At 68.1% G+C, this 13,429-nt stretch carries 13 protein-coding genes; 1 reads left to right on the top strand and 12 read right to left on the bottom strand.

Annotated elements, in window-relative coordinates; all coding sequences use genetic code 11:
* Nucleotides 1-122: 122 nt before the first annotated feature.
* From SPHPHY_RS0102280 to SPHPHY_RS0102225, 12 genes are all read right to left on the bottom strand, one after another.
* Nucleotides 123-593, bottom strand: coding sequence for a DUF3035 domain-containing protein (locus SPHPHY_RS0102280; protein WP_028056390.1), 471 nt, complete (start codon nt 591-593; stop codon nt 123-125).
* A complete protein-coding gene (gene lspA / locus SPHPHY_RS0102275; protein ID WP_022685094.1) occupies nt 586-1,089 on the bottom strand; it encodes a signal peptidase II in 504 nt (167 codons plus the stop codon). The genes SPHPHY_RS0102280 and lspA overlap by 8 nt, the downstream gene beginning before the upstream one ends.
* Nucleotides 1,086-3,935, bottom strand: a complete 2,850-nt coding sequence (ileS, locus tag SPHPHY_RS0102270; RefSeq protein ID WP_022685093.1) for an isoleucine--tRNA ligase — start codon at nt 3,933-3,935, stop codon at nt 1,086-1,088. The genes lspA and ileS overlap by 4 nt, the downstream gene beginning before the upstream one ends.
* A gap of 24 nt (nt 3,936-3,959) precedes the next feature.
* Nucleotides 3,960-4,886 carry a bifunctional riboflavin kinase/FAD synthetase gene (locus SPHPHY_RS0102265; protein ID WP_022685092.1) on the bottom strand — a complete coding sequence of 309 codons (927 nt, stop codon included), beginning with the start codon at nt 4,884-4,886 and terminating at the stop codon, nt 3,960-3,962.
* Between the two features lie 24 nt (nt 4,887-4,910).
* A complete protein-coding gene (locus SPHPHY_RS0102260) occupies nt 4,911-5,384 on the bottom strand; it encodes a dihydrofolate reductase (RefSeq protein WP_022685091.1) in 474 nt (157 codons plus the stop codon).
* A gap of 42 nt (nt 5,385-5,426) precedes the next feature.
* Nucleotides 5,427-6,194 carry a metallophosphoesterase family protein gene (locus SPHPHY_RS0102255; RefSeq protein WP_022685090.1) on the bottom strand — a complete coding sequence of 256 codons (768 nt, stop codon included), beginning with the start codon at nt 6,192-6,194 and terminating at the stop codon, nt 5,427-5,429.
* Nucleotides 6,195-6,215: 21 nt separating this feature from the next.
* Nucleotides 6,216-7,157 (bottom strand): beta-1,6-N-acetylglucosaminyltransferase, encoded by a 942-nt coding sequence (locus SPHPHY_RS0102250; protein WP_022685089.1) that lies wholly within the window; start codon nt 7,155-7,157, stop codon nt 6,216-6,218.
* Between the two features lie 319 nt (nt 7,158-7,476).
* A complete protein-coding gene (locus SPHPHY_RS0102245) occupies nt 7,477-8,016 on the bottom strand; it encodes an FxDxF family PEP-CTERM protein (RefSeq protein ID WP_081645211.1) in 540 nt (179 codons plus the stop codon).
* 344 nt (nt 8,017-8,360) lie between these two features.
* Nucleotides 8,361-8,930 carry a hypothetical protein gene (locus SPHPHY_RS18960; protein WP_022685087.1) on the bottom strand — a complete coding sequence of 190 codons (570 nt, stop codon included), beginning with the start codon at nt 8,928-8,930 and terminating at the stop codon, nt 8,361-8,363.
* A complete protein-coding gene (locus tag SPHPHY_RS0102235; protein ID WP_043129897.1) occupies nt 8,927-9,709 on the bottom strand; it encodes a WecB/TagA/CpsF family glycosyltransferase in 783 nt (260 codons plus the stop codon). Before SPHPHY_RS0102235 ends, SPHPHY_RS18960 begins: the two co-directional genes overlap by 4 nt.
* A complete protein-coding gene (locus SPHPHY_RS0102230; RefSeq protein WP_022685085.1) occupies nt 9,699-11,195 on the bottom strand; it encodes an exopolysaccharide biosynthesis polyprenyl glycosylphosphotransferase in 1,497 nt (498 codons plus the stop codon). The genes SPHPHY_RS0102235 and SPHPHY_RS0102230 overlap by 11 nt, the downstream gene beginning before the upstream one ends.
* Nucleotides 11,189-12,616: a tetratricopeptide repeat protein gene (locus SPHPHY_RS0102225; RefSeq protein WP_156024975.1), complete on the bottom strand. Its 1,428-nt coding sequence runs from the start codon at nt 12,614-12,616 to the stop codon at nt 11,189-11,191. The genes SPHPHY_RS0102230 and SPHPHY_RS0102225 overlap by 7 nt, the downstream gene beginning before the upstream one ends.
* Nucleotides 12,617-12,809: 193 nt before the next feature.
* On the opposite strand from SPHPHY_RS0102225, the gene SPHPHY_RS0102220 reads away from it, so the two are divergent.
* Nucleotides 12,810-13,427 (top strand): polysaccharide biosynthesis/export family protein, encoded by a 618-nt coding sequence (locus SPHPHY_RS0102220; protein ID WP_022685083.1) that lies wholly within the window; start codon nt 12,810-12,812, stop codon nt 13,425-13,427.
* The last annotated feature ends 2 nt before the right edge of the window (nt 13,428-13,429 follow it).

Below are 13,429 nucleotides of genomic sequence, written 5' to 3'. Positions count from 1 at the left end.
GGCGGTTCATCGACGCCCCACCCCGACCGGGACGCGGACCCAAGACTCTCCCGATCGAGGCCGAAGGCCCTTGAGGTGACGGTGCGTCCCGGCGCGCGCTTCCCGCACCCGCCGGGACGACGTCAGTTCTTCGGCGTCGGCGCCGGGCTGGCCGGGGCGGCAGGCGGCGTAGCCGACGCGCCACCCGCGGCGGCGCGTGCATCCTGTCCGTCACCCTGCGGGGCGGCGACGATATCGCTGGTGGTCTGGCCCTTGTCGACGACGTTGGTTTTCGGATCACCCACGCCCGAGCGGATGCCCGGCGTCGCCGCGGTCGCGCCGCCGGCCTGGTCGATCACGCCCGTCTCGCCGGCGCTGCGCGCGGCCGGGCCGCCGAACAGCGCGTCGATCGCCTGCGCCTGCGGGTTGTTGCCCTGCGTGCGCGCGGCACCGGGCTGTGGCGGAACCAGCGCGAAATCGGGCGGGATGATGAGCGGCGCCTGCCGCGCAACCGCGAACTCGTCGGGGCGCGCGCGATCGTAGCCGCGCTTGCCGCAGCCGCCGAGCAGCCCCAGCGCCGCCATACCGGCCACCACCACCACAGACTTACGCATGGACATTCTCCGAAACATCGTCGCGCTTCTCGCGGATCAGGAGCGCGCGCACCAGCAGAATCAGCACGCCGATCGAGATCGCGGCATCGGCGACGTTGAAGACCAGGAAGGGACGCCACTCGCCAAAATGCAGGTCGGCGAAATCGACCACATATCCCAGCCGGATACGGTCGAGGATATTGCCGATCGCGCCGCCGAGCACGAGCCCGAGCGCGAGCTGGTCCGCGCGCTTCTTCTCCCGGAACATCCAGACCGCCACCGCGACCGCGATCGCGGCGGTGAACACGACCAGCAGCCAGCGCGTCGTGTCGGTCTCGGCACGCAGCATCCCGAGCGAGACGCCCTCGTTCTTCGTGAAGCGCAGGTCGAAGATCGGCAGCAGCGTGCGATAGGCGCCGAGAAAATCGATCTGCATTGGCCCGGTCACCAGCCATTTGACGAGCTGGTCGACCGCGAAGACGATCGCGGCCACCAGTAACCCGGCACGCGGCGTCACGCGGCGCTACCCGTCACGTCGGCACAGCGCGTGCACAGGTCGCCGTCCGCCTCGACCTCTGGCAGGTGGCGCCAGCAGCGGCCGCATTTGCGATAATCGGTGCGCGTCACCTCGACGGTCGGCGCCTCCGCCACGCTGGCGACGATGAACAATTCCGCCAGCGCGGCGGCATCGAGCGGCAACTCTGGCGCGGTCACCTCCGCCTCAAGGCTGGAACGGATCGTCTTTTCGCGGCGCAACGGCTCGATCGCCTCGGTCACACGCTCGCGCAGCGCCCGGATCGCCAGCCAGCGTTGCGCCACGTCCTCACCCGCCTGCTCCGGCAGTGCTGGCCATTCGAGGAAATGCACCGAGCTGTCGTCGGCCGGGAAGCGCGCCTGCCACGCCTCCTCGGCGGTGAACACCAGCACCGGCGCAGCATATCGCACCAGCGCGTGGAACAGCACGTCGAGCATCGTGCGATAGGCCCGGCGCTTCGCGTCGGCGGGCGCGTCGCAATAGAGCGAGTCCTTGCGCACGTCGAAGAAGAATGCCGACAGATCCTCGTTGCAGAAATCGGTCAGGCGGCGGACGTAGCGGTTGAACTCATAGCCGGTCGCCGCCTCCTTCAGGTCGCGGTCGAGCGCGTGGAGGAGGTGGAGCATGTAGCGCTCCAGCTCCGGCATCGCCGCCACCGGCACGCGCTCCGCATCGTCGAACCCGTCGAGCGCGCCGAGCAGGTAGCGGAAGGTGTTGCGCAATTTCCGATACGCGTCGGACGAGGTGGCCAGCACCTCCTTGCCGATCCGCACGTCGTCGAAATAGTCGGTCGACACCGCCCACAGCCGCAGGATGTCCGCGCCCGACTCGCCGATCACCTTCAGCGGATCGACGACGTTGCCGAGCGACTTGGACATCTTGCGTCCCTGCCCGTCGAGCGCGAAGCCGTGCGTCAGCACCGCATCGTACGGCGCACGCCCGCGCGTGCCGCAGCTTTCCAGCAGCGACGACTGGAACCAGCCGCGATGCTGGTCCGACCCTTCGACATACAGGTTGGCGCGCGTGCCCTCGCCATAACGCGCCTCGACCACGAACGCGTGCGTCGAGCCGGAGTCGAACCACACGTCGAGGATGTCGTTGACCGCTTCGTAGTCGGCGAGATCGTAGCGGTCGCCGAGCAGCCCCTGGTGATCGGCGGTGAACCACGCGTCGGCGCCACCCTCGCGGAAGGCCGCGACGATCCGTGCGTTCACGTCGGCGTCGTTCAGATACTGACCGGTGGTGCGGTGGACATACAGCGCGATCGGCACGCCCCAAGCGCGCTGGCGGCTGATCACCCAGTCGGGGCGTCCCTCGACCATCGCGCGGATACGATTCTCGGCGCGCGCCGGCACCCATTGCGTACGCGAGATCGCGTCGAGCGCGACCTCGCGGAGGGTGGCATCGTTGCCGTTCGCGGACATTGCGTCTGGTACTGACGGCGCGCCGGGCGCGCCGACCTCCGCGGCCCGACCTGCCCCCGGCAGGTCGTCTCTTCCGCTGCGGTCCATCGGGATGAACCATTGCGGCGTCGCGCGGAAGATCACCTTCGCCTTCGACCGCCACGAATGCGGGTAACTGTGCGCGAAATCGTCGCTGGCCGACAGCAGGCCGCCCGTCGCGCGCAGGTCCGAGCAGATCGGCCCGTCGGCGGCGACGAACTTCTTGTTGATGACGCTGCCCTGCCCGCCGAGCCATGCCCAGTCGGCACGGTACATGCCTGCACCGTCGACCGCGAACACCGGCTCCAGCCCATGCGCCTTGCACAGCAGGAAGTCGTCCTCGCCGTGGTCGGGCGCCATGTGCACCAGCCCGGTGCCGGCGTCGGTGGTGACGAACTCGCCTTCGAAGAACGGCCGCGGTGTCGCGAAGAAGCCACCGAGGTGATGCATCGGGTGCCGCGCGGTCGCGCCCTCCAGCACCGGCCCCTTGATGAGCGCGATGATCTTGCCCATCGGGATGCCGGTACGCTTCGTGAACGCGGGCATCAGCGGCTCGGCGACGAGGTAGCGGCGCCCGTCATGCTCGAACTGGAGGTAATCGACCGCCGAGCCGTAGGCGAGCGCCTGGTTGACCGGGATCGTCCACGGCGTCGTGGTCCAGATCACCGCCAGCGTGCCCGCCAGCCCCGGATATTCGGGGCAGTCGATCACCTCGAAGCCGACGTCGATCTGCGTCGAGACGATGTCTTCATACTCGACCTCCGCCTCCGCCAGCGCGGTCTTCTCGACCGGGCTCCACATCACCGGCTTCGCGCCGCGATACAGCTGCCCGCTTTCGGCGAACTTCAGCAATTCGGCCGCGATCGTCGCCTCGGCCTCGTACTTCATGGTCAGATAGGGATCGTCCCAGTCGCCCATCACGCCCAGCCGCTCGAACTCGGCCGCCTGCACCGCCACCCACTTCTCGGCGTAGGCGCGGCATTCGGCGCGGAACTGCGCGACCGGCACCTGGTCCTTGTCGAGCTTCCTGGCGCGATACGCCTCCTCGACCTTCCACTCGATCGGCAGGCCGTGGCAATCCCAGCCGGGCACGTACGGCGCATCATAGCCCATGAGCGAGCGGCTGCGGACGATCACGTCCTTCAGCACCTTGTTCATGGCATGGCCCATGTGGATGTCGCCGTTGGCGTAGGGCGGGCCATCATGGAGGATCCACCGCTCGCGCCCCTGCCGCTGCTCGCGCAGCCGGTCGTAGACCCCGATCCGCTTCCAGCCGTCGAGGATCGCAGGCTCCTTCTGCGCGAGCCCCGCCTTCATCGGGAAGTCGGTCTTCGGCAGGAAGACGGTGTCGCGCCAGTCGCGCGGCGTATCGGATGCGTCGGCCATATGTTCCCCCGCCTTAACCATGCGTCACTGCGCCAGCAACTCGCGTGCGCGGGCGCAATCCTTGTCCATCTGCGCGATCAGCGCGTCCAGCCCGTCGAACTTCGCCTCGGCGCGCAGCCATTCGATCAGCTCGACCGCTAGCACCTGTCCGTAAATATCCCCGTCGAAGTCGAAGAAATACGGCTCCAGCAATTCCTTGGGAGGATCGAACGTCGGGCGGATGCCGAGGTTCGCCGCTCCGTCCAGCACACGCCCGTCCGCCAACCGCCCACGCACCGCATAGATGCCATAGGCGGGGCGCAGGTACGGCCCCATGTCGAGGTTGGCGGTCGGATAGCCGATCGTGCGCCCCAGCTTGTCGCCGTGCTGCACCACGCCCTCGATCGCATAGGGCCGCGTCAGCAGCCGCGCCGCGCCGCGCGCATCGCCGCCGCGCAGCGCCGCACGGATACGGGTGGAGGACACCGGCTCCCCGTCCAGCATCACCGCGCCGACCGTGTCGACCGCGAAGCCCGCCGCCGCGCCGGCGCGGCGCAGCGTCGCGATGTCGCCGCTCTTGGCGTGGCCGAAGGTGAAATCCTCGCCGGTCACCACCCCGCCGACGCGCAGGGCACCGACCAGCCGCTCCGCAACGAAGCGATCGGCGGTCAGCGCGGCGAGCGTCGCGTCGAAGTGGAACACCACCATCCCGTCCGCACCCGCCGCCGCGAACAGTCGCGCGCGCTGATCGAGCGTGGTCAGCCGGAACGGCTCGGCATCCGGGCGGAAATGGCGGACCGGGTGCGGGTCGAAGGTCGCGACCAGCGCCGGGCGCCGCTCGGCACGCGCGCGCTCCACCGCCCGCGCGACCACCGCCTGATGTCCCAGATGGAACCCATCGAAATTACCGAGCGCGACGATCGCGCCTGCGAGATCCGCAGGCACCGCCGAGCCGCCGTCAAGCCGCTCCATCGCCTGCCCTTAGCGGCTGGCCGGTCACCGTACCAGCGTCACGAAATCATAGCCGGGGCGGTCGCCCTCGGCGGCGTGCCGCACCCGCGCCACCTCGCCCCACCCCGCGAAGGCGGGGACGCACGCGTCGCCGGGCGGCGTGGCGTGGACCTCGGTCAGTTCGACGCGGTCGGCGCGGTCCAGGAACAGCGCATAGGTCTCCGCGCCGCCGATCACCATCACCTCGCCCCCACCCTCGCCCGCCAGCGCGAGCGCACCCGCAACATCGTGCGCGACCTCGGCACCGGGCGCCGACCACTCGCGGTTACGGGTCAGCACGATATGCCGGCGGCCCGGCAGCGGCGCGGGGAAACTTTCGAAGGTCTTGCGCCCCATGATCATCGGCTTGCCCATGGTCAGCGCCTTGAATCGCTTCATGTCGGCAGGCAGCCGCCACGGCAGCCCGCCGTCGATACCGATCACGCCGTTGGCGGCGCGCGCGAGAATGAGGACGATCATGCGGGTTCCGCTACGCAGGAAGCGCGCCGGAGGGAAGCGACATCACGCCGCGTCCAGTCGGCTGGTCAACGTCCAGCGCGCCTCGCCTTCCAGCCCCAGCGCGGTGAGCCGCCCGGTACGATAGGCGCCGGTATCGATCCCGATTCGATTGTGACGGAACTGCACCGTCGGCGCGATGGTGTGGCCGTGCACCACCACGACGCCGTGGTCGGCGCGACTGTTGAGGAACTCCTTCCGGATCCACCGCAGGTCGCGGCCCTCCTGCGTGTCCAGTGGCACGCCGGGGCGAATACCGGCGTGGACGAACAGATAATCGCCGATCCGCACCTGCCCCAGCATCGCGTGCAGCACCGCGATATGGCTTCCCGGCATCGCGGCGTAGAGCGCGGCGGGCAGCGCCTCGACATCGTCGAAATAGGGTGCCGGGTCGATGCCGTAGCTCTCCAGCGTCTCGGCCCCGCCATGCGCCAGCCACGCGCTGGCCGAGTCGGTCTCGCCGTCGAGGATCGCGAGCAGCATCTCCTCGTGATTGCCGCGCAGCAGGTAGGACGCGCCCGGCGTCTCGCCGCCGCGCGCCAGTATCTCCAGCACCGCCGCCGAGGCCGGACCGCGATCGATCAGGTCGCCGAGAAACACGACGTGCACCTGGCCGATCGGCCCGCGCTTCGCATTATCCTGCGCGATCCAGCCGAGCAGCGGGCGCAGCAGGTCGGCACGGCCATGGACGTCGGCGATCGCGTAGACGCGCATCCCCGGCGGGACGCGATACCGCTGCGTCGGCGGCAGCCCGAGGAGGTGGCGGAACGTCACGCGCGCGCTCGCCCGTCCGGCTCAGTCGAACAACAGCGCGTCGAGGCGATCGAGCACCGGCGATCCCGGCGCGAACTTGCGCGCGAAATGCGCGTTCGACGCCGCGATCGCGGGCAGGTCCGCCTCGGTGAGCGTCTGCGGATGCGCGCCGCCGCCGTTCCACTGCGCGTAGCGACGGCTGTCCCGCTCCAGCCGCAGGCCGGGCTCGTTGCACAGCACGGTCTGGAAATAGCATTCGTCGGGGCTGGTGCGCATCGTCAGGTGCCGCTGGACTCGCAGGTGCTGCGCGTCGGGATGAAGGAGAAGTTGCGCGACCCGCCGGTTGCCGGTGAACCAATGGTCGCCGTAGAAGCACGGAAACGCCGCCGAGAACGGCCGGCGCGGCGTTGCGAACGGCAGGTGCACGGTGTGGCGCCCGGGGCGCACGCGCCGCCCGCCGTCGTTGAAGCGCAACGTGGGCAGCCACAGTTCCGCGCCTTCGTAATGACGACGCTTGATGATCCGGTTTTCGTCCGACTCGAACTGGTCGAGCTCGGGATTGCGTGGACCGAAGCGCGCCGCAGCGCTCTCCGCGGTATCGCCGAGCTGACGGAAATCGATCAGTGCATCGGCGCCGAGCGCAGCGAGATCGGCGCGGACCGCGTCGGCACGGCGGATCGGATAATCGGCGGCGCTCATCAGCACGAACCAGTCGGGGCCGGCCCGCTCCGGGTCCGTGTCGGCATAGAGCAGCCGCAACGCCGCGAGAAAGCCGCGCACCACGGACCATTTCGCCCAGCCGGTGCGGATGCTCGGATCGACGAAGCGGATGTTCCCCGGGAAGCCGGACGGGTCGAGCGGGCATTGCGCCATGTCGTGATGACAGGCGATCGGCGGATCGTCGTAGAGCCGGTTGAGGGTCTGCACCAACCGCAGCAACTGCGCGGGATCGCGGTGCGAAAGAATCACGAAGCCGATCGTCATCGCTCGCGCCTCGCCGGGCGTGCTCGGGCCGCCGCGCGGCGACGGGGATAGGCGATTCGGCAGGGTCGGGCTCCGGGTCACGAGGTAGCGGTGTAGTCGCGGTATCCTAACCGCGCCCTACCGTCACCGTCGAGCCGGGCGCGATGTCACGGCAGCCGACGCATCAACGGTGTGCTGCTTACGACGTGCCGGGATCGGCCATCGTCGCCTGTGCTCGCGATGTGCCCCAAACGAGAAAACGGCGGCGCGCCCCGTGGAGCACGCCGCCGTCTTCAGTTCGTCACCGTCCCGCCGCGATGCGGCGAGGACGGTGGCGCGATCAGATCGCCTGCGCGAAGCGGACCGACGGGCGGCGACGCATCGCGTAGCCGACGACGCCGAAGCCCAGGATCATCAGCGCCCAGGTGCCCGGCTCAGGCACGGCCGGGGTCGCACGGAATTCGACCAGCGCGCTGTAACGGCCCGACGGCTGCGCGTCGCTCTTGGCGAACGAACCGTTCACGATCAGCTTCTGCGGGTTCGCACCGGCCGGGAAGCCGCCGATCGGGGTAGCTGCGGTGTACTGACCCTGGTTGACGGTCAGGTTCAGCGGCGTGCCGTTCAGGATCACCGACTGGAACGTCAGCGCACCCGTCAGCGTCAGCGTGATCGCGCTTGCGCCGATGTTACCGAAATCGACCGGGGTCATGAACGAGAACGTGTCGCTGAACGCGCCGTTGGTCGAAACCGAAACGATCGTATCGCCCGTGAAGAAACCCGGCGACGTCTCGTTCAGCGGAACGACATAGTTGACCGCCATTGCCGGCGTCGCGGCTGCGAAAGAGGCTGCGACGACCGCAGCTGCAAAAAACTTCTTCATAACCAAATTCCCCTTGAAACTTGTGTGACGTCCGTCCGTACCACTGCGCGACCCGCCAGCCAGGCCGGGAAATATGCCCCCTGGACCATGGCCACCGCCGATTCGTTGTATCGCACCTTAACGCTTCGGAAACCATCTCTAATTGTTGGATAGTCCGGAATAACCGGGACTGTGGGTTCACTGCACTAGGCAGGTCTCCCACAAGGTGGGCGACAGAAGCAGAAACGTTGGGATGCGTGCTTTGGATGCCCTGCACAATCTTCCAATCCGTCCGGATTTGGGACGGAATTCTGCAATGATCGCAAATAAATATGCGCCCGCCGCAAACCCCGGGCGGCGGCGCTTCACCCTCGGGAACCGGCCCTGTGAGGCCCACCGGAACGCCATTCGCGAACCGTCGCGTGCAGGATGATCGTGATCCCGCCAAGCTCGAGGATCCAGTTCCACTTCACACCGAATAGCTCGCGGTTAATGAAGAAGTCGACATGATGAAATGACGCCGCACGGATCATCACGTAAGTATAGACGAAGATGAGGCCGATGAGCGCGGTGCGCATATTGCGGTGCAGCACGGGCAGCCATTTCCACGCGACGACCGCCAACACTGCGCCGGCGAAACCTGTCGCCAAGATGAACGCAGCCTGAAGGACGCGGCGCTCCGCGAACCAGCCATGAAGCCGCGCTTCGTCACGCAGCACCTGCGTGAACAATGACTGAATATCCAGCTGCTTATTGATCCCCAGCGCCAGCGTCATGAGCGCGAGTGCCCCCCAGAACCAGCGATCGAGACGCGGCCCGCGGGCATGGCGCCATGCCAGGGCGGCGCACCACGCCGCCGCGGCGAGATAGGCGACGACGGTCAACCAGCCGACCACGCTCGGATCGCCGATCCCCGGCGTCCAGCGGCCACTCACCCCACGCGCCCGCGGTGCCAGGCGCGCGCCATGCGGAATATCCGCGGCCCATCGACCAGGTAGCGTCGCCACAGGCGCCCCGGCTGCGAAGCGAGCCGATGCGCCCATTCCAGCCCAAGTCGCTGCACGACCCTTGGCGCACGGCGCTGCCGTCCGACGATGAAGTCCAGCGAGGCGCCGATGCACAGCGCGCATCCCGCCGCCCCGCCTGCCGCGGCGATCCGTGCGGCTAGCAGTTCCTGCTGCGGCGATCCGACCGCGATCAGAAGGAAGCGCGCATCCGAGTCGCGCCCGAACGCCACCGCCGCTGCAAGCGCCGCCGGGTTGCGGAGCATCCCCATCGGCGGGATGTGCTGCACGAATTCCAGCGCCGCGAACCGCACCCGGAGCGCCGCCAGCAGCGCTTCGTCGCCACCGACGATCGCGATCCGGTCGCCCGGCTGCGCCACCTCGGCGAACAATCGTACCGTCAGATCGCTGCCTGGTGCGAGCGGCAGGTCGACGCCGTAGAGTCGCGCCAGCCGCGCAAGCACCCGGCTGTCGCAAAGCACAAGCGTCGCATCGCGATAGGCCTGCCACAATTCCGCGCCGACCGTATCGTCCTGCCCCAACGCCTCGAGCCGGACGAGATGATCGACGTTCGGCGTTACGATGTAGCGATACGGATCGCCGCGACGCACCTGCGCCAGCCACGCGACCGCCGCGTCGGTATCCAGCGGATCGAAGTCGATCCCTAGGAACGACCGGCGCGGCGTCACCGCGGCAGGATCAATAGGCATTCTTGTCGAACGCGATGTTGACGACGGTCTCGACCATGATGCGTAGGTCAAGGCCGAGCGACCAATTGTCGATATAATAACGGTCCAGCTCGACCCGGCGCTTGGCGCGCTCGATCGTCTGGATCTCGCCGCGAAGCCCCCGCACCTGCGCTAGCCCGGTGATCCCGGGCTTCACGCGGTGACGCGCGGAATAGCCGCGCACCGCATCGAAATAATAATGATCGCCGACCTTCATATGCGTCGCGTGCGGGCGCGGGCCGACGATCGACATCTCGCCGCGCAGGACGTTCCACAATTGCGGCAACTCGTCGATGCTCAGCTTGCGGATCCACCGCCCGATCGGCGTCACGCGCGGATCGCCTTTCGTGGTGCGCGCCGCGCCGCTGACGTCCTGCCGGTCGGTGTACATCGACCGGAACTTCCAGACGAGGATCTCGCGGTTGTTGAATCCGAAGCGCGGCTGCTTGAAGATCACCGGGCCGCGGCTGCTCAGCTTGATCGCCAGCCCGGTGATCAGCAGCAACGGCGCCAGGAACACCAGCGCGACCGTGGCAATGACGAAATCCTCCACGTCCTTCACGATCGTGTTGCCGTCGCGCATCTGCCGCTGCCACAGCGTCAGCACCGGGATCTGGCCGACGAAGTTGACGCGGTAATCTGGCGCCAGCGCGATCGCCTCCCGCGGGATCAGCGAGACGTCGATCGCGACCTCGCTCAACTTCTCGATGATCAGGTCGATGCGTTCGCGCGTCATGTCGGACAGCGCGATCAGCACCTGATCGACCTCGCCGTCGCGTGCCATCGCGAGCAGCTCGGGAAAGCCGCCGATGAAAGGCAGGTTGCCGACCGATTGCGCGGCAGCGGCGTGCCCGTAGTCATCCGCGACCCCAACCAGCAACAGCTGCGGCAACGCCTGCAGGTCGAGCATCCGGCACGTGCGGTCGACCGTATCCTTGTCCGCGCCGTACAGCACGACCCGCTGGCGGATGCGCCCGCCATCCGCCAGCCGGCGCAGCGCGACGCGCAGCACGTAGCGGCTGACGAACAACATCCCGGTCGCCGCGCCGACATAGGCGAGCGTCAACCCGCGCGAGAATTGATCGACCAGCCCGAACTGCCAGACGATCGCACTGCTGAGCAGCGCCGACATCAGATAATCGAGCGCGACCGCGGTGTCGCCGGCCTGAAGCACCAGGTAGGACTGCCCGTACACGCCGCGCGACTGGCGGATCAGGAAGAAGGCGACGCCCGCGATGAACGCCGCGGCGGTATGGACGCCCGCCACCACGCTTTCTCCGACGACGAGCGTGTAGACGATCACCGCCGCCGGGACGCTGATCACCAGGCACAGCAGGTCGACCATGAACACCAATGATGGGATCACGTTCGACGTAAAGCGTCGCCCCTGGATCGACCCTGTCGCTCGCGAACCCGCCACCCGTTCCTGCCCCGCTCCGGCCGACTCATCCACCGGCCGCATCACCATTGCGCCTGCGCTAGGCGTTTTTGTTCAACAAATTGCTGCTCGACTTCGGACAATTCGCTCTTGCGCCCGGCCTTGACTAGAAAGCGCCGCAATCCGCCGAACAGCAACGGATCGGCTCCGCCGATATCCTGGATGGCGGCGCGATAGGTGTTTTCGGCCAATTGCGGCTGCCCGGCCAGCTGGTAGGCGCGGGCCAGCCGCACGCGGTCGTCGGCCGAGCGCGGCTTGCTGGCGACCAGTCGCTGCGCATCGAACACCGCCGGCCGTCCGCGCCCGACGCGCAGGTACAGATCGGTGCGCGCACGCAACGCCACGATATTGCCCTCATCGAACCCCAGCACCGCGTTCAGCAGCTTGAGCGCGTCGTCGTCGCGGCCCTGCATCGCCTGGGTCTGCGCCAGCAGCGCCAGCGGCGCGGCATTGGCGGCGGTGACCGGCAGCGACACCAGCGGCGCCAGCAGCGCCTCCGCCTCGGCAGGGACACCGGCCAGCATCAGGAAATACGCGTACCGCATCTTGTCGGCGGTCGAGCCCTGCGGGGCCAGCTGCCGCACCTCCGCCAGCGCGCGGTCGCGCGGTCCGTAGCGCAGCCACAGCCCGAGGATGTCGATCAGCAGCCCGTCGTGCTTGCCGCTGCTCGCCATCGGGAAGGTCAGGTCGTGCGCTGCGTCGCGCTCGCCGAGCCGGTAAAGCGTGCGCGCGTAATTCACCCGCAGCCGCAGGTCCTTGGGGCGAAGCGCGAGTTCGCGCTGCTGCGCGTCCTTCTGCCCGGCCAGATTGCCGAACCGCCCCGATATATCGCCCAGTGCGTCGAGCGCCGCCGTGTCGGAGGGATGCCCCGCCACATAGCCGCGCAGCAACGCGAGCGCGGCGTCGGCCTCGCCCGGCCCGGCAAGCGCGCGTGCCTTCAGGATCGTGGCATTGGAATCGTCGGGCCGCCCGGCCAGCACCTTGTCGGCACGCTGGAGCGCCTCGTCGTAATTGCGGTTGCGCAATGCGACGAAGCCGAGCGTGGTCTGTGGCGCAAGGTCATCGGGACGCAGCAGCAGCACCTGCTTGGCGTAACGCTGCGCCTCGTCGGTGTGCCCCCCCACTACCGCGAGATCGGCGAGCGCCTGCAACACCGTCGGGTTGGACCGATCCAGCTCGTTGGCGCGCATATAGGCGTTGAACGCGCCGGAATAGTCGCCGAGCGTCAGCTGGACGCTGCCCAGCGATTGCCAGTAATCGGGGTTTGAATCCTGGTAGCTGACCGCCTTCTGCATCGCGAGGCGCGCCATATAGGGATCGTTGCCGGCGATCGCGGCCTCGTACATCGCCGCGAATTTCGCGGCCCGGTCCTCAGGTGAGCGACATCCCGCCAACAACACGAGCATCGCCAACGCGATCGTGCCGGCCCGTCCGCCTGTCGTACCCTTCACGCCGCCCTGCCCCAGTTCTGCCCACGCACAAGAATACTGCCCATCCCCGACAATCTCGTACGTATTTCGTAAGGAAAATGGTGTAAGGCACCTGACGGTCAGCGCTTTACCCGATATGGGACTGCGTGGCAAATGATGGAGGCCATGTGCAGGTCAGCGTGGTAGGCGCCTGCACGCGGTGTGGGGGAACGACATGACGACCAAGCTTTTCTGCGGCCTCGCCCTGCTGCTGGTGCCGATCGCGCCGGCGCTGGCGCAGCAGGCCGCAACGCCGCCGCGCGCCACGAACCAGGCGGCGACGGCTCCGCTGACCCCCTATCGTATCAACGCGGGCGACGAGCTCGACATCTTCGTCTGGGGCGAGGAGCGGCTGCAGCGCAGCGTCCGCGTCCTGCCCGACGGCACCTTCTCCTTCCCGCTGGTCGGCAAGGTCGACGCGCTCAACGCGCTGCCGAGCGAGATCGAGGCGCGGATCACGAAGGGCCTCGAATCGCAGTATCGCACCGCAGTGCCGCAGGTGACGGTGTCGGTGAAGGCGCCGGCCGGGCTGCAATTCTCGGTGCTGGGCAAGGTGCGCAGCCCCGGTTCGTTCAACCCCGGCCGCTACGTCAACGTGCTTGAAGCGCTGAGCTTTGCCGGCGGCCCGGCCGATTTCGCGCAGCTGGGCAACGTGGTCATCATCCGCAAGACGCCGACTGGCGCGCAGGCGATCCGGGTCCGGCTGAACGACATCATGAAAGGGTCGGTCTCCGAGGTGAACAACCAGACGCTGCCGCTGGTGCGCGGCGGCGATACGGTCATCGTCCCGTGACG

This window comes from Sphingomonas phyllosphaerae 5.2, from assembly GCF_000419605.1.
GTDB lineage: Bacteria > Pseudomonadota > Alphaproteobacteria > Sphingomonadales > Sphingomonadaceae > Sphingomonas > Sphingomonas phyllosphaerae_B.
This window is presented reverse-complemented; position numbering and strand designations above follow the sequence as displayed.